At 55.8% G+C, this 24,700-nt stretch carries 21 protein-coding genes and 1 tRNA gene; 15 read left to right on the top strand and 7 right to left on the bottom strand.

Going from position 1 to position 24,700, the window contains the following annotated elements; all coding sequences use genetic code 11:
- Positions 1–231: 231 nt before the first annotated feature.
- A complete protein-coding gene (locus tag IPN69_10165) occupies positions 232–5,460 on the top strand; it encodes a LamG domain-containing protein (protein MBK8811081.1) in 5,229 nt (1,742 codons plus the stop codon).
- A complete protein-coding gene (locus tag IPN69_10160) occupies positions 5,360–7,099 on the top strand; it encodes a hypothetical protein (GenBank protein MBK8811080.1) in 1,740 nt (579 codons plus the stop codon). The genes IPN69_10165 and IPN69_10160 overlap by 101 nt, the downstream gene beginning before the upstream one ends.
- A gap of 332 nt (positions 7,100–7,431) precedes the next feature.
- On the opposite strand, the gene IPN69_10155 is transcribed toward IPN69_10160, so the two are convergent.
- Positions 7,432–8,664: a threonine ammonia-lyase gene (locus IPN69_10155; protein MBK8811079.1), complete on the bottom strand. Its 1,233-nt coding sequence runs from the start codon at positions 8,662–8,664 to the stop codon at positions 7,432–7,434.
- Positions 8,665–8,931: 267 nt separating this feature from the next.
- On the opposite strand from IPN69_10155, the gene IPN69_10150 reads away from it, so the two are divergent.
- The 3 genes from IPN69_10150 to IPN69_10140 are packed head-to-tail and all read left to right on the top strand — an operon-like array spanning position 8,932 to position 10,540.
- Entirely contained in the window at positions 8,932–9,489 is a 558-nt protein-coding gene (locus tag IPN69_10150) for a hypothetical protein (GenBank protein ID MBK8811078.1), read from the top strand.
- Positions 9,432–9,947: an SPFH/Band 7/PHB domain protein gene (locus tag IPN69_10145; GenBank protein MBK8811077.1), complete on the top strand. Its 516-nt coding sequence runs from the start codon at positions 9,432–9,434 to the stop codon at positions 9,945–9,947. The genes IPN69_10150 and IPN69_10145 overlap by 58 nt, the downstream gene beginning before the upstream one ends.
- 11 nt (positions 9,948–9,958) lie before the next feature.
- The gene (locus IPN69_10140) at positions 9,959–10,540 is read left to right on the top strand and encodes a glutathione peroxidase (protein MBK8811076.1); all 582 of its coding nucleotides are present in this window, start codon (positions 9,959–9,961) and stop codon (positions 10,538–10,540) included.
- 6 nt (positions 10,541–10,546) lie between these two features.
- Here IPN69_10140 and IPN69_10135 read toward each other — a convergent pair whose 3' ends face one another.
- The gene (locus tag IPN69_10135) at positions 10,547–10,906 is read right to left on the bottom strand and encodes a hypothetical protein (GenBank protein ID MBK8811075.1); all 360 of its coding nucleotides are present in this window, start codon (positions 10,904–10,906) and stop codon (positions 10,547–10,549) included.
- Positions 10,825–11,115 (bottom strand): RNA 2',3'-cyclic phosphodiesterase, encoded by a 291-nt coding sequence (gene thpR / locus IPN69_10130; protein MBK8811074.1) that lies wholly within the window; start codon positions 11,113–11,115, stop codon positions 10,825–10,827. Before thpR ends, IPN69_10135 begins: the two co-directional genes overlap by 82 nt.
- A 76-nt stretch (positions 11,116–11,191) precedes the next feature.
- Between thpR and mltG the strand changes: the two genes are divergently transcribed.
- The 8 genes from mltG (at position 11,192) to IPN69_10090 (ending at position 16,347) form a co-directional block, all read left to right on the top strand.
- Complete coding sequence (gene mltG / locus IPN69_10125; GenBank protein ID MBK8811073.1) at positions 11,192–12,256, top strand: endolytic transglycosylase MltG; 1,065 nt, start codon at positions 11,192–11,194, stop codon at positions 12,254–12,256.
- Between the two features lie 125 nt (positions 12,257–12,381).
- The gene (locus IPN69_10120; protein ID MBK8811072.1) at positions 12,382–13,257 is read left to right on the top strand and encodes an HAD family phosphatase; all 876 of its coding nucleotides are present in this window, start codon (positions 12,382–12,384) and stop codon (positions 13,255–13,257) included.
- A 137-nt stretch (positions 13,258–13,394) separates the two neighbouring features.
- On the top strand, positions 13,395–13,880 hold the full coding sequence (locus IPN69_10115) for a peptidylprolyl isomerase (protein ID MBK8811071.1): 486 nt from the start codon (positions 13,395–13,397) through the stop codon (positions 13,878–13,880).
- A 108-nt stretch (positions 13,881–13,988) separates the two neighbouring features.
- Positions 13,989–14,438 (top strand): D-tyrosyl-tRNA(Tyr) deacylase, encoded by a 450-nt coding sequence (locus IPN69_10110; GenBank protein MBK8811070.1) that lies wholly within the window; start codon positions 13,989–13,991, stop codon positions 14,436–14,438.
- A 16-nt stretch (positions 14,439–14,454) separates the two neighbouring features.
- Complete coding sequence (locus tag IPN69_10105) at positions 14,455–15,105, top strand: peptidylprolyl isomerase (protein MBK8811069.1); 651 nt, start codon at positions 14,455–14,457, stop codon at positions 15,103–15,105.
- A complete protein-coding gene (locus IPN69_10100) occupies positions 15,102–15,368 on the top strand; it encodes a hypothetical protein (protein MBK8811068.1) in 267 nt (88 codons plus the stop codon). Before IPN69_10105 ends, IPN69_10100 begins: the two co-directional genes overlap by 4 nt.
- Positions 15,359–15,431: transfer RNA gene (locus tag IPN69_10095), tRNA-Arg, on the top strand. Before IPN69_10100 ends, IPN69_10095 begins: the two co-directional genes overlap by 10 nt.
- 148 nt (positions 15,432–15,579) lie before the next feature.
- Positions 15,580–16,347, top strand: a complete 768-nt coding sequence (locus IPN69_10090; GenBank protein ID MBK8811067.1) for an RNA methyltransferase — start codon at positions 15,580–15,582, stop codon at positions 16,345–16,347.
- Between the two features lie 233 nt (positions 16,348–16,580).
- Here the strand turns inward: IPN69_10090 and IPN69_10085 are convergent, their stop codons facing one another.
- Genes IPN69_10085 through IPN69_10070 form a run of 4 tightly spaced genes read right to left on the bottom strand, consistent with a single transcriptional unit; the run spans position 16,581 to position 23,132 of the window.
- Positions 16,581–18,185, bottom strand: coding sequence for a protein phosphatase 2C domain-containing protein (locus IPN69_10085; protein ID MBK8811066.1), 1,605 nt, complete (start codon positions 18,183–18,185; stop codon positions 16,581–16,583).
- 34 nt (positions 18,186–18,219) lie between these two features.
- Positions 18,220–19,974 (bottom strand): FtsW/RodA/SpoVE family cell cycle protein, encoded by a 1,755-nt coding sequence (locus tag IPN69_10080; protein ID MBK8811065.1) that lies wholly within the window; start codon positions 19,972–19,974, stop codon positions 18,220–18,222.
- Complete coding sequence (locus IPN69_10075; GenBank protein ID MBK8811064.1) at positions 19,971–21,851, bottom strand: hypothetical protein; 1,881 nt, start codon at positions 21,849–21,851, stop codon at positions 19,971–19,973. Before IPN69_10075 ends, IPN69_10080 begins: the two co-directional genes overlap by 4 nt.
- Before the next feature lie 3 nt (positions 21,852–21,854).
- Positions 21,855–23,132, bottom strand: coding sequence for an FHA domain-containing protein (locus IPN69_10070; GenBank protein MBK8811063.1), 1,278 nt, complete (start codon positions 23,130–23,132; stop codon positions 21,855–21,857).
- 269 nt (positions 23,133–23,401) lie between these two features.
- On the opposite strand from IPN69_10070, the gene IPN69_10065 reads away from it, so the two are divergent.
- Together IPN69_10065 and IPN69_10060 are read left to right on the top strand one after the other, a co-directional pair.
- Positions 23,402–24,085, top strand: coding sequence for a prepilin-type N-terminal cleavage/methylation domain-containing protein (locus tag IPN69_10065; protein ID MBK8811062.1), 684 nt, complete (start codon positions 23,402–23,404; stop codon positions 24,083–24,085).
- 33 nt (positions 24,086–24,118) lie between these two features.
- Complete coding sequence (locus tag IPN69_10060) at positions 24,119–24,697, top strand: hypothetical protein (protein MBK8811061.1); 579 nt, start codon at positions 24,119–24,121, stop codon at positions 24,695–24,697.
- Positions 24,698–24,700: the final 3 nt, after the last annotated feature.

Here is a 24,700-nt window from a genome sequence, read left to right as displayed (position 1 = left end):
CCGGGTCGAGGATAAACTCAAGGTCTGCGAAGAACGGCTCAACCAAGCCCGTTCCGCCAGGATCAAGTCAAGAAATCAGGCGTCTGGTTTCACCTTAACGGCAAATTGAAAATTCCGGTTTCCGCTGAACCAAAACCTGTCTGCGTTCGCTTCCGGACCCGGCCTGACGCGTTTCTTGGTGTTCTCAGGAACAAAACCGGACATTAACAACCATATTGAAGGAGATTTCCGATGATTTTCGATTCAAAGGCGTTCTTGTACTCAAACACCCTAACGCATGAGGGAAAATTGATCGTTTTCGGCATTGAAGACGGCGGCGATGGGCAGGCGAATATCTGGTACACGGTCAAACAGGACGGTTTCGAGAAAAGCTATCTCGACGCGAACCCGAGTCAGATCAGCGGTTGGGAAGAATGGAAACTCCTCGGCTTTCCGAATGAGGACGACGACACTTCGGTCACTGCAAAGGAAGAGAAGGATCGCAAAGCCCAGAGCGATCCGAACAGATTTCTTATCGGCTCCTCATATCAGAGTTCCAGCCGAACCGAAATCGCTCCGATTCAGGTGGTTTCAGGACTCGGTCACCTTTACGTTTTCCGACAGTCCAGAGACAATACGCTGCTCGCGGATCGCTTCGTACTCGATGGAATGGCCAATAGGCTGACGCGGAAATTTGAAGTGCGGTACAGAAGGAGCAAAAAGCGGTTCAAGTCGGCCGGAAACGAGATCGGCTCCGAGACCGGCCTTTTGCAGAAGATCGACTCGCTCGATTTCAAGGATATCGAAGGCAAACCGTTTTATGAGCCGACGACCGAGCTTTCAGTAATCTGTAACCTGACCGCGGGCGAGTTTTCGGTCGTGCTTTTGCCGACCAGCCAGCAAGATAAGTATCGCTGGCACATATTTGCTTACAACAACGAAACAAAACTCGTTGAGATTACAAGCATTCAAGCTTCCGACGAAGGGCTGTTCGACATTCAGGACCAGGCCGTTCAGGATCCGACGATGCGGTCGGTACCCGGAATCATCAGACACAAGCTTGATTTCAAGGACGCCGCCTTCTCAAGAGGGTTGACGGCGACGAGGTACGAGGTTCAGCGGGCGACCCAGACCGATACCGGTACGCAGCTGATCCGCGATTCGATCCGCGTCATGGCGGCCTTTGTCACGACCGCCGGCAATACCGTCGCCGTGAGCTTTTCTGTCGCCACCGACGGAACCTTGTCGCAGATCGCGGAGACCCCTTCCGAGACCGAACAACTCCGCGTTACCCCAAAGGCGGTTCTGCCGCCGTTCAACGATCTGGACGATATCGTGGCGCGTGTCGACGAACCTCTGCCGAAGGGCGCGATTCAGGCGATCAGACAGGGCGACGACGAAAAAGAATTGCTTACCATCGGGACCGCGGACGCCCCGGGCGTAAAGCCGGCGGATTCCGTTAAACTTTCCTCGATCGCCGATTTCAACAAGGTGTTTCAAACGGTGATGACGATCGATGAGAATACGTTTGAAGTCTCGCCGCCGTCTGCCGCAATCGGCAATTGGGAACTTGTTCCCGAGGATCCGAAGACGCTTTATGAGGGAATGATAACCGGCTATCGGACGGTTGACGGGCGTTTGCGGATAACGGCGGTCAATCATGGCCTCGAGACCGGAGACAGGGTCCGGATTACGGGTACGAGGGACTATTCGGGCGTGTATTCCGTCAAATCGGTCGGCAACCGCGAGATAACATTCGAAAGCACTTCATGGGAGACCGGATCCGCGATCAACGTCGGAAAGATCCGGGACAACCGACGGCACTCATTGGTGTTCGACGGCGTTGACGATTATGTCCAGCTCCCGGCCATGACATTCGATTTCGCGAAAGGGGTTACGCTCGAAGCCTGGGTTCGCTATTACAGCTTGCGCAATTGGTCGCGTATTCTCGACTTCGGAAACGGACAAGGCAATCTCAACATCGTTCTCGCGAACACCGACGTGTCGGGCGAGCTCAGATTCTTCATCGACAATGAGGAATCAGTGGCCTACGTCAGTGTTTCGGCTCCCGATGCACTGCCGCTCGATAGCTGGATTCACGTTGCGGCAACGGTCGAGCCGTCGGGAAAGGCGACGCTCTACACGGACGGAGTCGAATTGGCATCGGGCATGCTGGAAGGAACTCCCGAGCCGGTCAGCCGAACCCAAAATTACATCGGAAAAAGCAATTGGGAAGGGGACGAATTTTTCGAAGGACAAATCGCCGACGTTCGGATCTGGAGTCGGGCACTGAGCGGCGATGAGATCCGGAACAACATGTACCGTCCGCTGACCGGTCAGGAGAAGGATCTTCGCGGTTTTTGGCGTCTGAACGGAATCGCGGATGCGCAAACTCCGGACTTCTCGGGATTCGGGAACGACGGCGTTGTTTTCGGAGGTGCATACATCAGCGGCAGCCGCATCGGCCGCGACGTTTCGGTACCGTTCGGTTCCGGCGCCACCCCGAAATCACAACCGGCGACGCGCTTTGATAACGACAACCTGATCGCCGTCACCTCGGGCGCCGTCTATACCGAGGAATTCGAGTTTCGCGTGTGGGGCACGAGGGGCGATCCGGTCGAACCGCCGGTGAACCCGTTTGAAATCATCTGGCGCGGCAAACAGACACGCGCTTCGCTTGAATGGAGCGAAATCAAGTCGCTCGATTCGACGGCGATCGAGAACATCGGCGGGAATTGGTACAAGGCAAGCGCCCGCTTCCGGGTTCCGGACGGGATCAGATTCGTCCGCCAGTTCGGAATCGCAAAAGTGACTGGCAAATGGTCTGAGATCGAGATCAGAAAGCACGCGATCGTGATGATTTCGGATACTGTCACAATGGTCACTTATTCCGATTCCGCGAATCTTGAGACATTGACCGATCCGTCCAACGAAAATCGCGATACGTGTCGGCTGATCGCCCGATATGAATTGCGGCAGGCGCGTCTCGAGATTCAACGCCGGTCATTGGCGGCCGCCGCCGCCGACAGCAGCCCTGCCGCTTTGCAACGCAAGATTGACGAAAAGACAAAGTTCCTCGAAGTTCTCCAACTTGAAATCGACCGCTGGTCCGAACGCCTGGGATGGGCACGTCAGAACCTCGAGGACATCAAGAAAAAAGTCACCGTGTTCTGGAGGGAAAATTACACCGCCGAATCATTGGTGCTCGACGTTGGATCGTATCGTGATCTCGGCGCCTACTACAATGAGGTTCGCGGCAGAGATTGGGGAAAAGAAATCTGTTCCGTGAAGGTTCCCGACGGTCTCTGTTTGACTCTTTATGAAAACATGGACTTCGATGGTGAGAGTCTTCCGTTGACTTCCGATACCCCGCGGCTTCGTCCGTATCGTCTGTCCCGACGAGATACAAGCTGGCACGATGAAGCGTTGTCTCTAGCGGTGCATGTCAGAAATGGCTCATCCGATGCCGAGGAAGTAGAGCGTGACATCAACCTGCGTCAGGTCGCGTTGGAGGTTCGTGAGAGGGCGAAGCAGGACGCACGGGAGGCGATTGAGCAATTAAAGGTAGCGCTGGATGACCCGGGCAATCCGTCGCGGCGACTGGAACAGGTCAACGATGATCTCGGAAAGATACAGATCCCGGCGCTCTCGGAATTTCCGGGGACGCAGGCGCAGTCGATGCCGACTATCAAAAGATTCAAGGGACTCGGAACACAGGCCGCGGTGCTTGATTTCGTGAAGCCGACAGGCAGACTGCATGCTCTCGAAACCTGCGAAGGCAACGTACAGCTGGCATATTTCGATGAAAACGGCCGGATGCGCCAGACCAATTTTGACGCAACCGTGGATTCGGCCAACGCCTTTTCCGAGCAGTGGATCGTGGATCCGATCGTCCGCTCGTGCCTCGATTTTTCGGGTGGACAGTCTTTGACTCTCGATGAATCGGTTGAGCTCGGAGACGAATGGACGGCCGAAGCCTGGTTTTTCTATCCTTTGCCCGACAACGGCGGCCAGTGGAGGCTGTTTTCGGCCAAGAGTAAAGACGATCCGGTGATCGTAGTGAAATCCGGCGATGAAGAAAGGCTCGGCTTGAAGGTCGACGGCAGATTCTTCGACAGCGCCTTCGATATGAAGGAGCTTTCAATCGGTTGGCATCATTTGGCGGCGGTTGCCAACGAGGACGGGACTACATTTTACATCGACGGGCAAAACGTCGGCACGGCAGTTGCCAAATCAAGCGAAGAGATTTACGGCATTGGCAGCAATCTCGACGGGCCCGGACAATCGTTCGGAAAGGTGGCCGAAGTGCGAATCTGGGAAAACGCGCTGAGCTCCGAAGAGATTCTCGCGAACAGCGTGACGACGCTTACCGGCAACGAAGCGGGTCTCGTCGCCTATCTTCCGATGACCGATGGCTTGGGCCAATCAGTAACGGATAAAAGCGGAAACCGTCATGACGGAACCGTCGTCGGAATCCCCGCTTGGGTGGCTTGCACGGCTCCGATCGGGCATTTCGGGCACCAGGTAGTTCGGTTTGACATGGCTTCCGACAGCATCAACCTTCCACACTTTGGAGCCGGTGCTTTCAATCAGAATCAGATCACTTATGAAGCGTGGGTTCGCTACGACGATCAGCATAGCCGGATTCGAGTCGTTACTTTTGAGAATTCAACCACGTCCGATCGCATCGCCCTGATCGTTGACGGGAATACCGACAATTTGACGATTGAGGTCGCCAACGCCGAATCGCAAAAGCAGATTTCGGCCGACAACGCGCTGAAATGCGGCGAATGGCAGCATCTTGCCGTGACCCTCGACCCGTCAGGGAACGCAGAACTATTCGTCAACGGAATCATGGTGAAATCCGGAATAGTCCACGCACCGCCCGACGTCGATTTTGATTCGAACTTCATTGGGAAGGGATTCGCGGAATCAGGCGAGACGTGCAGTGTTTTGATCGCCGAGATTCGCATTTGGAACATTATCAGAACCGTGGATGAGATTCGCAACGGTATGTCGCGGCGCTTGTCGGATGATGTCGACGGACTGGTTAGTTATTGGCCGCTTGACCAGCATTCGCTCAAGAAGTCATCCGCGTCCGGGGATCCGATAACGGTTAAGGACAAAGTTGAAACGTGGGACGACGGAACGTTGGCCGGCGAATCGTTCCTGATGATCAGCAACACGCTTCCGATAAGCGGTAACACGCTCGCATGTGCGGAATACGCGACAATCGGCGTAGATCTTCGGACTCAAAAAGACATCGGTCATGCGGCGCGGTTTTCTCTCGACGTCTCCGGGCCGTATCGATCTGATTTCCGGAAAACGTGTCGAATCGCTGGAGTTGGTCTGGATCGGGAACGGACAATTCGAACCGACTTTGCTGGGCTATATCGAAGGCCCGCCGCCGGTGCCGAGCGAGAATCTGACGATCGAAGAGAATTACAATGGCGCGGCGTCGGTCGAATTGTCGCTGTCTGAGGACATGGAATACACCTGGCAGCGCTCCGACGACCTTGGATTCGGTGTCAAGCTTGATGCGTTTCTGGGCGTCGACACCGAGGTTGAAGCCGTCACTACCGCGCTTGGAGTCGGAACGGCGGAAAAACTGTTGGAAATACGGGGCGGATACGCCGGAAACTTAGAAACCGGCTACCAGTTTCAGAATGAGAGCACCATAACTGCCGGGTCCGGAAGAAAGATGGCGGATCGGCTTGAACTTTGCGGCACCCGCGAGACTGAAGCGAAATTTCCGCAACTCGGCAAGCGCTTTATTCCGAAAAACGTCGGTTATGCGCTCGTCGTTTCGTCTCCCGCCGACGTTTTCGTATCGCGTCTCGCGCGAACCAAGAAGATGATCAGTTACCTCGTCTTACCGATCGAGGGAATTCCTATCGACGTCAACACCGTGACCTTCATGATCAATCCGGCATACACGATGAGCGGCAGTCTCGACGGCATGACGGGAAGCGTCGCCACCAGTCAGCGATTTTTCCGGCACGTCCCCGAAATGCGGGCGCAGGTCGGCTCGCTTTATCCCGCAAGCTATTTCAGATTGCAGGAAGCATATGATCTGAAGAGTCAGATCGAAAAGCAGGACAAACAGCGCGAATCATATTTCGCCCAGTTCAATTCGGGCCTGCTCGACGCGCCGTCCCTAAATCGTGAGATCGAGAAAGGGCCGGCGCCGGTTACCGCCGAACTTGATCGCGATGGTGACAAGAAAGTGGAGGCGGCCGACGGTGCGACGGTGGCCGCCTCCGCACAGCCATTGAATGAAACGCAGGACAAGGCCAAAGCGGACCTCGGATCGCAAAAAACAAAGGCGGTCGAAAAGCAGAACGAGATCAAGGACAAGATCAAGGATATTCAGGTGCAGGCGCACGCTTCGGCCGCGTTTTCGAGTTGGCAGCGAAAAATGGAGAATATTCAGATCCGCGCGGGAAAGCGGAACATCGTCAACAATTACGTCTGGGACGCCGACGGCGGGTTGCGATCGGAGGCACAAACTTTTGCGAGTACGGCCGAGCATACGATCGGCGGGTCTTTCAGCATGAACGCGGCACTCGGCCATCAGAGTTCGCTCAATGTAATATCGGCCGCCGTCGATCTTTCGCTCCAGGGCACCGTCTCGCTTGCGCTGACAATGAGCAAGACTCAGAAAATCAGTCGCGGCGTGGAACTGAACATCGACATGAGCGAGATCGAATCGCGCGGAGTCACGAACTACAATGATTCACCGATTCAGCCCGGCGAAAAGGTCGATCGTTTCCGATTTATGAGTTATTACCTTGAAGGGAGCACGAAGAATTTCGATGATTTCTTCGAATATGTCGTCGACCCGGAATGGCTGGCGAGCAACGATGAAGAAGCGCGTGCGTTGCGCCAGGCGCAGAAGTTCGCCAACAAGGCCTGGCGCGTGCTTCACCGCGTGACGTACGTCGAGCGTCCTGCGCTGGCCGATTTTGGCCGTGACGTGCGGTCGGTGACGGCATCGCAGGGCGGCGCGCTCGAGACCGATTTGAGTAGCCTTCGTGACAAGATCCGGCAGTTGCAAAAGGAAAATACGGAAATCAAAGACTTGCTGAACCAGATTCTTCAGAAGGTTTCGAGGCAGTGAATCGAACTGTCCGCGCAGCGGCGCAGAGCTGAAAAAAGTGACGCGGCGCGAATCGGGGTGTCACAATCCGAATTCATTTCAACATGCGTTTTAATCGTCACGGATCGTCACATCGCGTATTTCACACGCTCTGGAATCGGTTTACGTTGAAACACCAGGCTTGGCTTCGCCGGCGCCTGGTGCTATCGATACGGCGCGTGCTTCGCGCGCTTCGGTGGCGTGTGCGAATACGCGTTCACGCCTGAAGGCGTAACTCTGACGGGTACGTGTTCACGCCTGAAGGCGTAACTCTGACGAAATCCCAAATCCCAAATCCCCAATCCGAAATCGGATCATTCTTCCCACGTATCGACGCCTTCGCGTTCGACGTGATAGCCGACCTTTTGCAGATGCCTGACGACGTCGTTTCCGTGGCCGTCGTCGCGGACCTCGAGGAGCGCTTCGATCCCGACATAGCCGAGCGGCGCGAGCCACATCGCGCGTCGGTGATAGACCTCGATCACGTTGGCGCGCGTTTCGGCGATGCATTTCGTCAGCGTCGCGAGCATTCCCGGTCGGTCCGCGACGAGCACTTTGAGCATTATGTAACGGCCCTGGCGCACCAGAACCTGCTCGAGAACGCGCGTCAGCAAGTTCGCGTCAATGTTGCCGCCGCACAACACGGTGCAGACAACGTCGTCCGGCTTGACCTTGATCTTTCCGGCGAGCAATGCCGCTACTCCGGCAGCACCGGCCCCCTCGACGACCAGCCGGTTGTTCGTCACCGAATGATGGATCGCGCGCGCGATCTCTTCTTCCGAAACTTCAACGACCTCGTCGACATACTCCTTGATGATCGGCAACGTCAGCTCGCCCGGACGCTTGACCGCGATGCCGTCGGCGATCGTCGGCAAGGCCTTGAATTCAATGGGTTTTCCCGCCTTGAGCGATTGATTGACCGAGCCGCAGTGCGCGGCCTGCACGCCGACGACGCGCACGTTCGGCAACAGATTCTTGACCGCGATCGCGATTCCGGAAATGATCCCGCCACCGCCGATCGGGACAACGACGAGCGTCGCTTGCGGAAGGTCCTCGACGATCTCCCAGCCAATAGTTCCCTGTCCGGCGATGATGCTGTAGTCCTCGAACGCGTGCACATATGTCGAGCCTTGTTCCTTTTGTAGTTCCTTTGAGTAGGCGACCGCCTCGTCAAAACTTCCGCCCTTCAGGATCACTTCCGCGCCCTGCGCTTTGGTCGCCGTGACCTTTGTGAGCGGTGCCGCTTCCGGCAACACGATCGTCGCCTTGATTCCCTGCAGGCGCGCCGCCATCGCCACGCCCTGCGCGTGGTTCCCCGCCGAAGCGGCGATCACGCCGCGCTCCTTTTCTTCCGCCGAAAGGCGCGAGATCTTGTTGTACGCGCCGCGCATCTTGAACGAACCGCTGCGCTGCAGGCATTCGGCCTTGAGAAACGCTTTCGCGCCGATCTCGATCGAAAGCTTTTCATCCGAGAGGATCGGTGTCGGGATGATAATGCCATTCAGTATCTTTCGGGCTTCCTGGATGTCGGTAAGTTTCACGCTCATAAGTTCCGAAGATTATACGCCGAAAAAGGGTTTTCGATGAAGAGCGTTGAATTCAAAAAAGAAGTCCGGTGACAGAACGTCGGTAAACGTCTGATGTTTTGACTCGTTGCGGAAGATCTGCGGCATCGGGGAAGGGATTCGTTCTTCGGGCGATGACTTCCATTCTTTTGGGCTGCCGCGGCCGATCGAGATTTCGCCGAAAACAAATGCAATTCGTTTCGAATCTGCGATATATTTAATACATAACTTTAGAAAAGGGAGGAAATTATGGAAATCGGTATCGGCCTTGGGTTTATTTTCCTGGCATTCATCGGACTCGCACTGCTCGTCGTCGCGGCGAAGACGATCAAGATCGTTCCGCAATCGAGCGTTTTGCTCATTGAGCGCCTCGGCAAGTTTCATCGGCTTGCGACCAGCGGACTGAACATCATCGTTCCGTTTTTTGAGTCGCCGCGCGCGGTTTACTGGACCAACGTTCGGCCCGGATTGACGTCGATCGATCTTCGCGAACAGTACATCGACCTTCCTCCGCAACCGGTCATCACGCGCGACAACGTGACGATCAACGTCGACTCGGTCGTCTACTGGCAGATCACGGATCCGATCAAGGGCGTCTACGAGGTCACCGACCTTATCGGAGGTCTCGTCCAGCTGACGATCACCGGAATGCGTTCCGTGATGGGCGAGATGGACCTCGACCACACGCTCTCGTCGCGCGATCAGATCAACAACAAACTTCGTTTGATCCTCGACGAAGCGACCGACAAATGGGGCGTCAAAGTCACGCGCTCGATGTCAAGAACATCAACCCGCCGGAAGACGTGAGGATCACGATGGAAAAACAGATGACCGCCGAACGCAACCGTCGCGCGCTCATTCTGACGGCCGAGGGCGACAGGCAGGCGGCGATCACGCGTGCCGAAGGCGAAAAGCAGGCGGCGATCACGCGCTCGGAAGGTTTGAAGGAATCGGCGATCCTCGAAGCCGAGGGCGCGGCGCAGGCGCGGCTTCGAAACGCGACGGCGGAAGCACAATCCATCGCGCAGATAGCGCAAACGATCGGAAGCGCCGCGGAAACGGCGCAATACCTGATCACCGCGCGTTACATTGAATCGCTGCGCGATATGTCGCGGTCGCAGAATTCGAAGGTCATCTTTATGCCGGTCGAAACTTCGAGTATGCTCTCGAGCATCGGCGCCTTCAAGGAAGTTTTCGCCGAAACCGGCGAGAAGAAGGAACAGCTTCCGAGTCCGCCGAAGTCGCCGCGCGAATTGAACCGGTAGGAGTATTGAATATGTCGAACAAAGGGTTCTTAGGGTTGGCCGTCGTATTGATCGGCGGCATATGCGCGGTTTTTGCCTTCGGCTTGAGGACGGTTCCGACCGTTCCTCCGGTCGAAACGTCGGTCCACGACTTCACGATGAAGAATATCGACGGCCGTGAGGTCAAGCTGGATGAGTACAAAGACAAGGTCGTGTTGATCGTCAACACCGCGAGCAAATGCGGATTGACGCCTCAGTACGAAGGGCTGCAAAACCTTTACGACAAATACAAGGACAAGGGCTTTTTCGTTCTCGGTTTTCCTGCCAACAATTTTATGGGCCAGGAACCCGGAACGGAACAGGAGATCAAGGAATTCTGCACTCTGAAGTATAAGGTGACGTTTCCGATGTTCTCCAAGATCTCGGTCAAGGGCGACGACCAGCACGCGCTTTACCGGTATTTGACCGGTCAGAAGGACTTCGGTGGCGACATCACTTGGAACTTCGAGAAATTCCTGGTCGACGGCAACGGGCGCGTCATTGCCCGCTTCAGCCCGTCGACCAAACCGGACGACCCGGCCCTCGTCGCGGCTGTTGAAAAAGCCCTGAAATAGAAACTGTCAGGCGGTTCTGAAACCGAATCGCTCGACGATCTTGTAAGTTGAACCGTTCGAATCGACGAGACTCTCGTAAACCGTTACACCGGAAACACCGAACTCGTCCGATTCGAACTTTTTTTCAATATGCCGCGACGCCAACGCGGACGCCGTTCGAGGATCACGTACCCGACCGATCGTCAGGTGCGACGTGAAACGCCGCGTTTCCCTTCGAAACCCTAGTTTTTCGCACTCCGTTTCGAATCGCCCGTGCAGTCGGGCGAGCGTTGAAACGTCACCGTTTACTCGAGCCAGAGAATTCTTGGATTTCTCGCATCGGGAAACGCGCCGGTTCCGCAGATCGACAGTTTGAACGGCGGGAATTCCGCAGCGATCTTTTGCGCGGCGTCACAGACCGAATCCAATTGCCGCTTGGCGGTGTCGCCGAGGAATTTCAGCGTCAAATGCAGCTTTTCCGGCCGTTCCCAACCGACCCGCAAGCCCGGAAACTCCGAACGCAGTTCGCGCGCGTAGACGGCCGCTGCCGAGCGCGCGTCGTCAGAGATATCGATCGCCAGAAATATGCGTTTCATACGAACGTTTCAAATTTACCATTAACAATTTGCGATTAACGATTAGGAAAGCGTTTCTGCTAAAATCTTCTCCGAAATGAGTCTCATCAAAGTTCTTCTGTCCATATTGATCGTTGCAGTCATCGCCGTCGGCGGAATTTCTTGGTGGCTTTACAGTTCGCTCAATCAGCCGGTGCAGCATTCGAGATCGAACGAGTTCATCAATATCCCGAAGGGCTCGACGCCGAACGAGATCGTCAACAAACTCGCCGCCGAGGGCGTCATCGCAAGTCCGACGGCGACGAAGATCTATTTGCGAGCCTTCGGCGACGCTTCGAAGCTCAAGGCCGGAGATTATCAGTTCACCTCGCCGATCACCCCGCTGCAGGTGCTCAAGGAACTTGAAAAGGGCGAGGAGCGAACGATCAAGCTGACGATTCCCGAGGGCTGGACGCGTTTTGATATTGCCAAACGCGTCGCGGAAAAGTTCCCGGTCGACCCGCCAATGGACGAAAAATCGGTGCTCCTCTTGATGGACGACGTCTCGCTGATCAAGGACATCGATCCGACCGCGAAGAATCTCGAAGGCTATATGTATCCGAGCACCTACAGCTTTCCGATCGGGACGGAGCCGAAAGACGTCATCAAGAAGATGGTCGATCAGTTCCGCAAGACCTGGAAACCGGAATGGAACGACCGAGCGAAGGCTCTCGGACGTACGCCGCATGAGGTCGTTACGATCGCATCGCTGATCGAGACCGAGTCGAAATTCGACGCCGAGCGCCAGATCGTCGCCTCCGTGATCTACAATCGCCTGGGCAAAGGAATGGCGCTCGGAATCGATCAAACGGCGGTTTACATTGCGAAAATGGAAAATCGCTGGGACGGCACGATCCACAAGAGCGATCTTGAGTCGAACTCGCCGTACAATACGCGGAAGTTTTCTGGAATCCCGCCCGGTCCGATCTCGAGCGTCAGCGAATCGGCGCTCGAAGCGGCGCTCAACCCGAAGCAGACGGACTATATTTTTTATGTCCTCAACGTCGAGAAAAACGATGGCTCGCATCATTTTTATGCCTCGGCCGCAGAATTCGAGCGCGGCAAAGCGGCGTATCAGATCTGGCTCGAAGAACAGCGAAAGAAGAAACGCGCGCAGCGGTGAGCAGTGAGCGGGACTCGGTGCATAGTGCTAAGTGCACAGTTCATAGTGGACCACGGACTTGAAACATCTTGAACTCTCGACTTTGCACTACGCACTTTCGCCGTTATGCACTATCCTAACTACTGATGATCAAACTTCTCGCACTCGATCTCGACGGAACCTTGCTTGACTCGCGCGGGGCGATCCCGATTGCCAACAAACGGGCAATCCGGCGCGCCGAGGAGAAAGGCGTGCTCGTGACGATCGCTACCGGAAGACGCTTTCGCGATGCACGTCCGGTGGCGCTCGAGATCGGCTTCAACGCCCCGATCGTGACGCACAACGGCGCGATGCTCAAATTCGCCGAATCGCTCGAAACCGTCGATGTTTCGCTGATCGCGACCGAAACCGTTCGCGAGATTCTTCGCGTCGGACGCGATTTCGGCGGCGATGCATTGATTTCGGCCGATCCGAATGGGAAAGGCACGATGCTCTACGACGTCATTTCGGCCGAGAACATCCCGCTCCAGAAGTACGTCGCCTGGTCGCGGCTGCTGCACGGCGACGAAGCCGAGGAGGCGATCCATCACGTCGAACGCCTCGAGGACGCGCTCGACGCGGCCGAGGTCATCCACGTATCCTTTTCCGGACACTGCAGCGCGATGTTCGATCTCGAGCGTGTGCTCGAGGACGAACTCGGCGAGACGGTCAATATTTTGGCGACCATTTATCCGCATCTCGACTTCACGCTGCTCGACATCCTTCCGCCGAATGCGTCGAAAGCCACCGGCGTTCACAAGTTGGCGATGGCGCACGGATTCTCGCACGAAGAGGTGATGGTCTGCGGCGACAATTTCAACGATCTGGAAATGCTCGAATACGCCGGAACGTCGGTCGTGATGGGCAACGCGTCACCCGAGTTGAAGGATCGCGAAGAGTTTTTCGTGACCGCGAACAATGACGAAAACGGCGTCGCCGCGGCAATTGAGCGGTTCATTCTGAGGGAAACCGGAAGCCCCTGACTCACAGCTTGAAGCCCGCAGCCCGAGGCTGGAATCTATCCGTCAACGGAACGAAGTTCCGCCGTTTCAAATCGAACAATTTGTTACTATAATCAAACCTTAATCATTTTGACTTCATAAATTACAGGAGACTATCAATGGCGAACAGAACGGCAGTTATCGAAACGAACAAGGGAACGATCAAATTCGAACTTCTTGAAGAGGACGCGCCGAAGACGACCGAGAATTTTCGGCTCTTGGCGGAAAAGAACTATTATGACGGGGGTCATTTTCACCGCGTTATCAAGAATTTTATGATTCAGGGCGGCGACCCGCTCGGCGAGGGTTACGGCGGTGAATCTGCCTGGGGCGGAAAGTTTGACGACGAGATCAACAAATCATCGTCGCTTTACGGCGGCTCGTACGAACGCGGCACGGTCGCGATGGCCAATTCCGGACCGAACACCAACGGATCGCAGTTTTTCATTATGCACATCGATTATCCGTTGCCCCCGAGCTACACGAAATTCGGCAAGGTCATCGAAGGCCAGGACGTCGTCAACGCGATCGCCGAGGTCGAAACCGGCTACGGAGACAAACCGGTCGAGCCGGTCGTGATGGAACGCGTTTACATCGAAGGCTAAAACGTTTGGATTTTGGATTTTGGATTTTGGATTCTGGGTTTCGAAAAGTGAAATTTCGAATTTGGAATATGGAATTTGGAATAGCCAAAATCCAAAATCCAAAATCGAATGCGGTGTGTTGTTCAGCGCGTTTCGCGCGCGAGGGTCACGGTTGACGGCGAGGTAACGGGAGAGATCGGTCGCGGTCTCCTCGTCCTGCTTGGCGTTTCGCGCGACGATTCCGAGGCTGAAGCGCTGTTTCTCGTCGACAAGACGCTGAATCTGCGGATATTTGAGGACGACGAGGACCGGATGAACCTCTCCCTGCTCGAAGTTGGGGGCGAACTTCTCGTCGTTTCGCAGTTCACGCTTTACGGCGACGCGCGCAAGGGACGCCGGCCATCGTTCATCGCCGCCGCGGCCCCGGACGATGCCAACCGGCTCTATGAGTTCTTCGTCGCTGAGGCAAGAAAACAGGTCATAAAAGTGGAGACCGGCCGCTTTCAGGCAATGATGGATGTCGAACTGGTCAACGACGGCCCGGTTACGATCCTGCTTGACAGCGACCGTCAATTTTAGGAAGAATTTGAAATTTATGTTTAAGAAATCATTGGTCTTAACCGTCATTTGCGCGATCGCCCTGACAGCGGCGTGCGCTGACAAATCGACAAACACGGCGACGAACAAGAAGCCGTCAAACACGAATACGGCTTCCCCGGATTATAAGAAGGGCGTCACCCCCGTTGCCGACAACGAGATCGCGGTCTTCGAAATGGAGGAACCTGCCTACGGCACGATCAAGATGGAGCTTTACTCGAATGTTGCGCCGCTGATGGTCGCGCGGTTCAAGGAACTCATCAAGGAAGGCTATTACAACGGCATCGCCTTCCACCGCGTCAACGCGAGCGTCATTCAGGCGGGAAACGCCGATACCAAGGTCGGTGCGAAACCGCAGCCCGGAAAGGAAGGCGATTCGGGCAAGCCGAACGTCACGGCGGAGTTTTCCGACATCCCGTACGACACGGGCATTCTTGGCGCGGCGCGCCTCGGAAACGACGTCAATTCGGCGAATTCCCAATTTTTCATCACGCTCAAACGCGAACCCGCGTTCGACAAGAATTACACGATCTTCGGCAAGGTCATCGACGGTATGAACAATGTCCGGACCATCGCGGGCGTCCCGAAAAACGGTGAGAAGCCGACCGACGCAGTCAGGATCAAGTCGGCGACGATCCAAGCGAAGTGATTGAAAAAGGGCAAAAGGAAAAAGGGCAAAAGGAAAAAGGCAAAAGGCAAAAGGAAAAGGAGTTGGACCCTCTCGTGTTTGCCTTTTGCCTTTTGCCTTTTGCCTTTTGCCTTTTGCCTTTTTCCTTTTCCCTTTCCCCTTTCCCCTTTTGCCTTTTCCCCTTTCCCCTTTTGCCTTTTCCCCTTTCCCCTTTTGCCTTCTGCCTTTTTCCCCTTTTCCCCTTTCCCGGCTTTTGGTATCATCAAATTCTCGTGCTCGCGTAGCTCAGTGGATAGAGCGTTCGCCTCCGGAGCGAAAGGTCGCAGGTTCGATCCCCGCCGCGAGTATTTTCCATTTTGACCAAGCTTTCGCAAAAGCGGCGAATTCCAACGAATTCCGTTCTTTTCGCGAACAGCCGGCTTCCGAAAGCTGCGTTTGTTGCCTGGTGCGCGGGCAAACCTGTCGAGTAATTAGGATCAATGCCTTCCGTTTCCGATGATCGAGATAACCAGCCGAGACAATCCGAAACTCAAGCATATCCGAGACATCCGCGACGGCCGCGAAACTGACTTTGTTTTTATCGAAGGATTGAGGCTCGCGCGCGAGGCGATGCGTTCGCCGATAGAGATCGCTTTTGCGGTTTTCGCGAAGGGTTTTGAAAATTCCTTTGAGTTCGACGAGATCCAAGAATCGATCGTCGTTCCCGACAGGATCTTCGATTCGCTCGCCGATACCAAAAATTCACAAGGGATTGTTTTAATCGCAAAGCGGCCGAGCACTTCAAAAGATAATTTCACCGAACGGTTCTCGGGCAGCACCGCGGTTTTCCTGCACCGCGTAAACAACCCATCGAATCTAGGCGCGATTCTCCGAACCTGCGAAGCCGCCGGGACGACCGACGTCGTCATCTCGTGCAATTCCGCCAACGCTTTCTCGCCGAAGGCGCTGCGTGCTTCAATGGGCGCGGCACTGCGTTTGAATATTTGGACCGATGCGGAATTTGAAGATGCGGTCGGTTGGTCGAGGAGCGTTGGACTGACGACAACCGCGGCGGATGTCTCAGGCAAGCTGGCTTTTCGCGAGGTCGACTGGAGGATTCCGCGACTCATCGTCTTCGGTTCCGAAGCGCACGGCCTTGGCCCCGCCGAACTCGCGGCAATGGATGAACTTATTGTGATTCCAATGGAAAACGATGTCGAGAGCCTGAATCTGGCTGTTTCGGCCGGAATCATCTTGTTTGAAAAAACAAGAAGCGAGAACTGATCCGTTCGGTCGCAAGACCTCGCTTCTCAACTCCCGTTTTTCACAATTCCAAGAACTCAGCTCTCGGTTTCAAGGTTGCAAATTCCAAAATTCCTAAGTCGGAATTCCAATTTCGGAATTCCAATTTCGGAATTCCGAATACCAGTTCTCACTTCCCAGTTCTCACTTCCCAGTTCTCACTTCCCAGTTCTCACTTCCCAGTTCTCACTTCCCAGTTCTAATTCCCCCGCCGCTTACGGTTCGCGCGAACTGTTTGCGGCCGAGTTGGAGGCCGGAGCCACATCCATCACCTTCAGTTCCTTTTCAAACGCTGCCTGAATGTCCTTGTTTTGCGCGATTATCAAGCCTTGCGTGATGTCGGCGGCGAGCGCCGCTTTGTTTTCGGCGCTCGAAACGTCCTTCAAACGATTTCGCGCCTCGATGAAGGCCTTTTTCGCTTCCTCGTAGTTCTTGTTGTAGAGATGCGCTTTTCCGAGAACGAAGAAGTCGGAGGCATCCTTCGGCGGCGCGGTCGCATATTGCTTGATGACCTCCGCCGGTTTGGTGACCGCGTCCTGTCGCAACGTGTCGACCGAACTTTGCGCGATGTTGTTCGTTTTCGGAGTCAGCGCAGGTACGTCCGGAACCGGAGCGAAGTAAGTCAGGTATGCAAAATAACCGCCGGCACCGATGGCCGCGCCGACTATCAGCCACAAGAGCGCTCCAAGAAGCTTGCCGAAAAATCCGCCGCCGCTCTTTGCCTCCTCATCCGCATACATCGAAAACGGAGAGTCGACTTCGACCGACATCGCCGGCTCCGGTTCGGACACCGGGGATTCGGCCTGAAACGACAGCATCTCGGGCGTCGGGTCAGTTTCAATTGGCACCGTCTGCTCGAATTCCACGAACTCCTCGGTCTCGCTATGAATAAGATACTGTTCGTCGGTGTCTTCGAACGTCGATTCGGCGACGGCCGGCATTTCGAGGCTTGCCGTCGGCGGCAATTCCGATTCCGCCGGCGTTTCGATTTCCTGGCGGACCGCGGCGACAGTCTCTTCTTCAAAATCCGCTAACGGAGCCGTTGCCCGGGCATCATCCGAAATGGCCGGCACGGCCGCTTCGGCAACGCGAACGATCACCGCGGTCAGATTGTCTTCCGCGCCGCGGTCAAAACAGATGGCCTTGATTCGATCACAAATCAACGCCGGATTCGGACTCGAAAGCAGCAGTTCGCGGATCTCAAAATCAGTGATGTGGCGCGTCACGCCATCCGAACAGATCAGAAACACCGTCCCCGATTCGAACATGATCGTCTTGAGATCGACCTCCACCGTTCCTTCGGCGCCGAGGGCGCGAGAAATTACATTCCGGCTCGGATGGTTCGCGGCCTGCGCGGCGGTCATTCGCCCGGCTCTGACCTCTTCCTCGACAACCGAATGATCCTGCGTTTCGCGGTAGAGACTGCCGCGGTTGTCGAGACGGTAGAGCCTCGAATCGCCGACGTGTCCGATGGTCGCGACGTTGCCGCTGATATGCAGCGCTACGATAGTCGTCGCCATCATCGAAAGCTGCGCAAGATCGCCCGACATCTGAAAGATCGCAGCGTTTGCGCGTTCGATGGCGACCCGCATCACTTCTTCGGCGTCCGCGCCGGGATTAATGTTCACAAACGCCTCGCCGAGGATCTCCATCGCCATTTGCGAGGCGACCTCGCCGGCTTGGGCGCCGCCGACGCCGTCCGCGACGGCATACAATCCGACTTCCGGAATCTCAAGGAACGAGTCTTCATTCTGCGGCCGCTTTTCACTGAGGCCGCGGTCGGTAACCGACGCCGAGCTGATCTGATAATTGGATTCCATTGTAATTTCTCCGCGAAAGACTTTTGCTTCCGAACTAAGTCCGAACGGCCGTTGCCTCGTTTCGGTCGACCGCGTTCCGATGCGAAAACGCGAGCAGCATTCCGAGCATCACGAAGCTCGTGATCAAACTGAAGCCGCCGTAGCTGACAAATGGCAAGGTGATTCCGGTCATCGGCAGCGCGCGGGTGATTCCGCCCATATTGACCAGCGCCTGAAAACCGATAAACGCCGTCAATCCGACAGCGCAAAGCTTGCTGAACATATCGCGCGAATCGAGTGCCGTTCTCACACCGGCGCTGACAAGTACAATCAGCGCAAAGATTACCAGTAAACCGCCGAAAAGTCCAAGTTCTTCCGAGAGCGCGGCATAGACATAATCCGAGTCCGAAACGGGAATCAGTTCGACGAATCCGAGGCCGAGGCCGCGGCCCGTTGTTCCGCCCGAAGCCAGACCGAACGTCGCCTGTGCGGGCTGAAATGCGAGCGCGTCAAACCAGGCGTCGACGTTGATCGAGCGAAGCATATTCTCATCTTCGGCGAGCACCTGCGGAAGCGCCGGATTCTTTTTGATCAGGTCTTCGTAATAGTCGTCGTAGTCTTCTTTCCACCAGGACGTCTCCGGCGACGGCGGATTGAAACCGTCGAGCCACAAATGGAAACGCTGCTGAATGCGATTCGGAAGGATCGCTTTGACGGGCTTGGCGAGCGTCGGCAAAAACGGGATGTTTTCCTGGGTCTTTTCGGGCAAGGCGCCGACGACCAATATGCTGACAAACAGGAGGACGCTGCCGACAAGAACGAACCGCTGCGAAAAGCGTCGGACGGCAATCAGGAAAAGCGTCGCGTAAACGCCGCTGAAAACCATCATTTGCCCAAAGTCCTTGAGCACGAAGAACGGCACGAACGGCATCATCGCCATCACGACGAGCGGAACAACGTCCTTCGCCCGCGGAATCCCCCAATACGTCCGTGCGAGGTTTTTGTAAAGAACAGCCAGGATCGCGGCGAAACCGATCAAAAACGGTATCTTCGAAGGCTCCCAGGGCGTCATATTGCCGATCGACTTGCCGGCCCTCGAAGTGATCGCCGCCAGCATCAGCGGCACGAGCGTCAGGAGCACAAGAAGGAATCCGTTGTTTTGAAGAAGACCAAGAAATCGCTCGTCTCGGAAAAGAAGAATCGCCCCGATGCAGCAGAGTATCGAAAAGATCGGTATCAGAGTCTTTCCGGAAGTTGCCGTCGCGATCAGCGAATCGCCCGCCGGACGCGGCGTCTCTTCGGAAAGATCGACCGGCGCCGGCGGCGTTTGCGGAAGTCCCATCATCTTCTTCTTTTCCGGGGTGTAGTTCTCCTGAATATAGTGAAGCTGGGCCGTTTTGATCTTCGCGTCACGCTCGGCGATCATCGCCCGCAATTTGGCCCGGGTCAGTTCGCGCGCTTTTTCCTTGTCCGTAAGGCTTGAGTTCTGGATGCGATCACGTTCCTCGCGCGGTACATCGACCGCATATTCGCCGTCATTGAAGAGCCTGTATTGGATCGTGAGTCCGATCGAGAACAGGAGTATGGCCGACGTGTAGAGTGTCCAGTTTCCCTTGAACTTCAGAACCACCGAAACAAAGATCGGAAGAACCGCAAGAAACGAGAGCAAAGCCAGATTTCGAAAGGCGCTGTAGGACGACGTCTCGTAGCCGCGGATCAGCGCGCCGTAGTGGATCGAATAGTGAGAGATCGCCGTCAGGATGACGATCAACAGCAAGATAAGTACGTGTGTCGATGCGCGGCTTTTCATTTCTTGCCCTTCTTTTGCGTCACGGTCTTCGGTTTGTACTTCTCACCAAGAAGACCGAGTTCCCTTGCTTTCAGAATGATATCCGCGGCGATCGGCGCGGCGGTCGTCCCGCCGTATGCCGAGCCGCCGATGTCTTCGACGACGACCGCGATCGCGACCTGCGGATTCTCAAGCGGTGCGATGGACAGAAACCAACCGTCCCAACGCGTGTAGGTTTCCGGGACTTCGACCTCGACCCACTCGCCCTGGTCGTTCTTGCGTTTAACCTTACGCATCTTCTTCGTGCCGTCCTTGTTGTAAACGATCACGCCGTCCTTATCCGCCGTTCCGGTTTTCCCGCCGCTGACTATCCCCGTCCCCGCGAGTTTCGAACGAACTACGCCGCCCGTTCCGCCGGCCTCTTCGGTCACCGTCGACATTATTTCGCGTATCTGTTCCGCTTGTTCCGCCGTCAGGACCTGAGTGAACATCTGCGGCTGGATGTCGGCCTCGATCTTCGGCTTCATCAGTTTGCCCTGAAGATTCGCGGCCGCCGATGCGATCAACGCCATCTGGAACGGAGTCATCTGTCCGGCGAGTCCCTGTCCCATTCCCTCGACGCCAAAGTCGTAGAGCGTAAGCTTTTCACCGGTCACGATCGTTGACTTGGCCGGCGCCAGCGAGTTGGCGATGCGCTTGCTGCTGGTGTTCCAAATATCGGAGAAAAATCCCTGGGCCAACGCTTCTTTCGGTGTCTCGACCGGCTCGATCCCGAGCGCTTTGGCGGTTTGCCCCATCTGATCGCGGCCGAGAAAGTTCGCCATCTGCGAAAAATACTGGTTGCTCGAAACCTTGAATGCCTCGCGGATCTCGATATCGCCGCAGGCGTGGCAACTTCCGCCGGCGTCGCAGATGGGTTTAGATCCGCGGAACGGCGTGTAGCAATCGGGAGCCGGCAATCCCGGAAGGATCGTATCCTCTTTTCCCGCACGAAATGCGGAAATCATCGTGAATGTCTTGAACGTCGATCCCGGAATATAAAACTCACGCGTCGCGCGGTTGAGCAGCGGTTGGTCTCTTTTGTCGGCCTCGAGTTTCAGAAATCCATCGAGCGATTCGGCTTCGTTCAAACTGTACGACGGATTCGAGTACATCGCGAGGACGTCGCCGGTCTGCGGATTGAGGACAACGATGCCGCCGCGCTTGCCCTCGAGCCGTTTCGCGGCGTAAGCCTGAAGTTCGCGGTGAATCGTGATCCGGACATCGCGATTCTCGGGTTCGGGTTTCTTGTACTTCGTCAGAATCTCCCAGCTCTCGGGGAGCGGCTCGGCATCGCGGCGGAAAAGAGTGCGTTCAAGTCCGGGCGTCCCGCGCTCGGTCCCGAGAATATGGGCCATTTCCCTTTCAAGCGGATAGCTGCGATCTATCTTTTTATCCGAATCGACCTTGTAGTACGCAAGCGCGTTGTCGAGGTTGCCCGTCCGGTCGAGCATCCAACCGCGAAGCGCGGACGCGTTCGTTCGACGCATCCGTAGATCCTTGTAGCTCAAGGCCTGAAACTGTTCGTTGTAGGCATCGGCGTAATTTGTCCAGTAAATATGAAACCCGAAGACCGACAGTGCCAACAGGATGAAGACGATCTGCCAAACTCGAAGGCTGCGATTCGCGAGGGTCGTCGTCAAACGGCGTTTGACGTCCTTGTCGAGGTTCAGTTCGAACGGAAGCTTCGGAATCCGAAAATTGCCCCAAAACGACAGGATCAGGAACAAGATGAGGACCGAGACGCCGATCAGGTAGACGATGCTGAGTCCGGCCGGCGTACGCTCCAAAACCTGGCCGCCGAACAATTTCTCCGGCCGGAGCTTGTCGAGTTGAAGAAGGATCAAATACAGCGTCATTTTTTAGTCCTTTTGATCGAAATCCAAGATTATCCGGTCGACGGTCGGCTCAGCCGGCTCGGCCTCAGACACGGGACGCGGCGGCTCGGACGCGGGGCGCGGAGGCTCTGGCGCGGTTCGCGGCGGCTCGGACGCGGGACGCGGAGGCTCTGGCGCGGTTCGCGGCGGCTCAGGCGCGGTTCGCGGCGGCTCAGGCACCGGGCGCGGTATCTCAGGCGCGGTTCGCGGCGGGTCGGGCACCAGGCGCGGCGGCTCGGGCGCGGGCCGCGGTATTTCAGGCGTTGGACGCAGCGGCTCAAGTACAGCCTGCGTTGCCCCGGGCTCCGGCCGAGGCGGTTCGATCTTCTTGAGAATCTCGATGCGCGTCGGCGTTTCAGAGACCGCTGTGACCGGTCCGTTTTCGGTGAATGAAATTTCGAACTCCTCGGTCGGCGCGTCCATCATCATTTCACGCTCGGGATTCGGCAAATGCTCGAGCCGCACCGGAATCGTTCCGAACTTGAGATTTCCCTCTTCACCGACAGGTATCGCTTTTCCGTAAGCAATACGATTGCCCCCGACGAATGTTCCGTTCGTCGACCCGGTGTCGGCGACCGCCAAATGACCTTCGCTGTTGACGACGAGCGACGCATGGATCTTCGAAACGCTCGCATCGTCGATCACCAGATCATTCTCGCCGCCGCGCCCGACGCTCAGGCGCTGGTTGCCCCTGAATTCAAGTTCGACCGACTTGGTTTTGCCGGCGGCCGAGAAATGGGCGATGAATCTCTCGGTCAAAGGTGCGGGTACCGGCGTTTCGGGCAACTCCGGAATGTAGTCGCCGACGCGGACCTGCGGAACCGTGACGTTGACCGCGACTTCGCTCTCGTCCTCGGTGAACTTGTCGAAACTGACCAGAAGTTTGATGCCTTCGGTGAAATAATCGGGTTTGATCTGGAGGTTTATCGGCGCGTAGGTGTGATATCGAAAATCATTGATGTGATCGATCACCGCGACCTTTAACTCATTCTCGAGTATCCGGAGCGTTTCGTCCGAATCGGTCGAGAATTTGTCCCACTGCATCTTGAGTTTGATGTTATGCGGGACGAACTTCCCGTTCCGGACCTCGTGATCCAGGAGTTTCTTGAGTTTTTCGATCAACTCCGACGTCGCCAGACTGCTCGACGGTCTATAGCTCCGACCGGTGAGCCTGTCAAACGCGTCGCCGACCTTCGTCAAGACGCCTCGAAGCAGCCAATCCGTCGATAATTTATCGCTCTTGTTTTTTGTTCGATCCGCCATTTCTTACCAAAGAAGCGAACGCAAATCTGTTTATGCCGTCATTTTAGCCGAAATAGTTGCGAAATCGAAGTTTAACGGCCCGTGAACAGGATTTTTTTCGCCTTCTGGAACTTTTTTCTGGAAATGTTGAACATTGTTTGTTTTCTTTTAATAAGTCAAGCTGAACTCTTTTGAGTCACGCATCGGTCAGAATGACCGCCTCCAACAAAGACCTCAGCTTTCGGAACAGGGTTTCGTGCATTTTTTGGATTGGTTTTGAGGTGTAGTTTATGTCGCGCGGTTTTTCACTGGTTGAACTGATGATCGTGATGGTCACGATCCTGATTCTGTCGGGTTTCTCGGTGTTCTATTTGTCGGGGCACCAACGCCTTTTCCGCCCCGATGAACAATCGCTGCGGATCGTTGACGCGTTGCAGGAAGCCCGCCAACGGTCGTTGACGCAACGAGAGACGATGCGCGTCGAAATCGATGTGACCGACGGATTGGTCCGGTTGATCGACGAAAACTCCCCGACAACCGCCGACGATGACATCGTTATCCGCTCGACCGAACTGTTTTCCGCCTCCGACGTTCGACTCGGCCTTCGCCCGTCCGATATCTCAACCAACCCCGAAGAGTCCTTGCCTGTTCCCGCCGCCGACTTCCGCCCTAGCCTTCATCCCGGAAGCTTGACGCATTATGTCTGCACATTGCGGTTTCTGCGCAACGGATCCGTCAGCAATCAAGGCTCGGACGCGATCGGCACAAATTCGACGGCGACCGGCTCGACGATCTTCATCTGGTCCCCCAAAAAGGACGCCCCGAACGAATCCGATATCGCGCGTGCCATTACGATTGTCGGGGCGACCGGTTCAGTTCGATATTGGGAATACGACCGCGCACTGGCATCGACAAACAAATGGAAAGACACACGGCGTTCGGGTGCCTACGGCGGCGGACAAACCGGCAATTGATGACGCGACACATACTTATCAAGCGAGAGAAAAATGATTTCAAAAGAAAGTGAAGGCGGTTTTTCATACGTCGACGTAATGATCGCACTCGTCATTCTGTTTATCGGATTGCTGGCGTCTACGTCAGCTCTGACCGCGAATCTGATCCGGTCATTCGAGAGCGAGAAACAGGTAATCGCCAAACAAATGGCCCTCTCAACGATCGAGTCGATCTTCTCGGCCCGCGACATCGCGCGCGACGGCTCGATCGCAGGCTGGGACGCCGTCGGCAACGTCGGGACCAATCCGGTGAACACCGTTCCCCAGGGAGTTTTCGTCAACGGCTTCACTCCGATACGCGAGGATATGGGATGGGACGGATTGGCCGGAACCGCCGACGACTCGTGCCCCGAAGAACAAGTCTGTCAGGTGCCGGGACGTCCGTCGAACAACAGCCAGGTGATAGTCGGATTCCAGCGCCGCGTGGTTATCACCGATCTGCAGGATGCGGAACGCCCGTCTCCGCCGCACGCCATCGCCCGGCGCCGGATCGACGTCACGGTCCGCTATCAGATAAATCAACTGCAGCGCGAACAGACGGTTTCGACGATCATCACGAACTACGCGGAGTAAAGA

It is taken from the genome of Acidobacteriota bacterium, from assembly GCA_016715115.1.
Classification (GTDB): domain Bacteria; phylum Acidobacteriota; class Blastocatellia; order Pyrinomonadales; family Pyrinomonadaceae; genus JAFDVJ01.
Note: the sequence above shows the minus strand (reverse complement) of the source record. Positions and strands in the feature narration are given on the sequence as shown.

Coding starts and splice junctions, on each gene's coding strand:
- IPN69_10165 (MBK8811081.1), top strand. CDS start 232: ATGATTTTCGATTCAAAGGCGTTCTTGTACTCAAACACCCTAACGCAT.
- IPN69_10155 (MBK8811079.1), bottom strand. CDS start 8,664: ATGAGCGTGAAACTTACCGACATCCAGGAAGCCCGAAAGATACTGAAT.
- IPN69_10150 (MBK8811078.1), top strand. CDS start 8,932: ATGGAAATCGGTATCGGCCTTGGGTTTATTTTCCTGGCATTCATCGGA.
- IPN69_10145 (MBK8811077.1), top strand. CDS start 9,432: ATGGGGCGTCAAAGTCACGCGCTCGATGTCAAGAACATCAACCCGCCG.
- IPN69_10140 (MBK8811076.1), top strand. CDS start 9,959: ATGTCGAACAAAGGGTTCTTAGGGTTGGCCGTCGTATTGATCGGCGGC.
- thpR (MBK8811074.1), bottom strand. CDS start 11,115: ATGAAACGCATATTTCTGGCGATCGATATCTCTGACGACGCGCGCTCG.
- mltG (MBK8811073.1), top strand. CDS start 11,192: ATGAGTCTCATCAAAGTTCTTCTGTCCATATTGATCGTTGCAGTCATC.
- IPN69_10120 (MBK8811072.1), top strand. CDS start 12,382: ATGATCAAACTTCTCGCACTCGATCTCGACGGAACCTTGCTTGACTCG.
- IPN69_10115 (MBK8811071.1), top strand. CDS start 13,395: ATGGCGAACAGAACGGCAGTTATCGAAACGAACAAGGGAACGATCAAA.
- IPN69_10110 (MBK8811070.1), top strand. CDS start 13,989: ATGCGGTGTGTTGTTCAGCGCGTTTCGCGCGCGAGGGTCACGGTTGAC.
- IPN69_10105 (MBK8811069.1), top strand. CDS start 14,455: ATGTTTAAGAAATCATTGGTCTTAACCGTCATTTGCGCGATCGCCCTG.
- IPN69_10090 (MBK8811067.1), top strand. CDS start 15,580: ATGATCGAGATAACCAGCCGAGACAATCCGAAACTCAAGCATATCCGA.
- IPN69_10085 (MBK8811066.1), bottom strand. CDS start 18,185: ATGGAATCCAATTATCAGATCAGCTCGGCGTCGGTTACCGACCGCGGC.
- IPN69_10080 (MBK8811065.1), bottom strand. CDS start 19,974: ATGAAAAGCCGCGCATCGACACACGTACTTATCTTGCTGTTGATCGTC.
- IPN69_10075 (MBK8811064.1), bottom strand. CDS start 21,851: ATGACGCTGTATTTGATCCTTCTTCAACTCGACAAGCTCCGGCCGGAG.
- IPN69_10070 (MBK8811063.1), bottom strand. CDS start 23,132: ATGGCGGATCGAACAAAAAACAAGAGCGATAAATTATCGACGGATTGG.
- IPN69_10065 (MBK8811062.1), top strand. CDS start 23,402: ATGTCGCGCGGTTTTTCACTGGTTGAACTGATGATCGTGATGGTCACG.
- IPN69_10060 (MBK8811061.1), top strand. CDS start 24,119: ATGATTTCAAAAGAAAGTGAAGGCGGTTTTTCATACGTCGACGTAATG.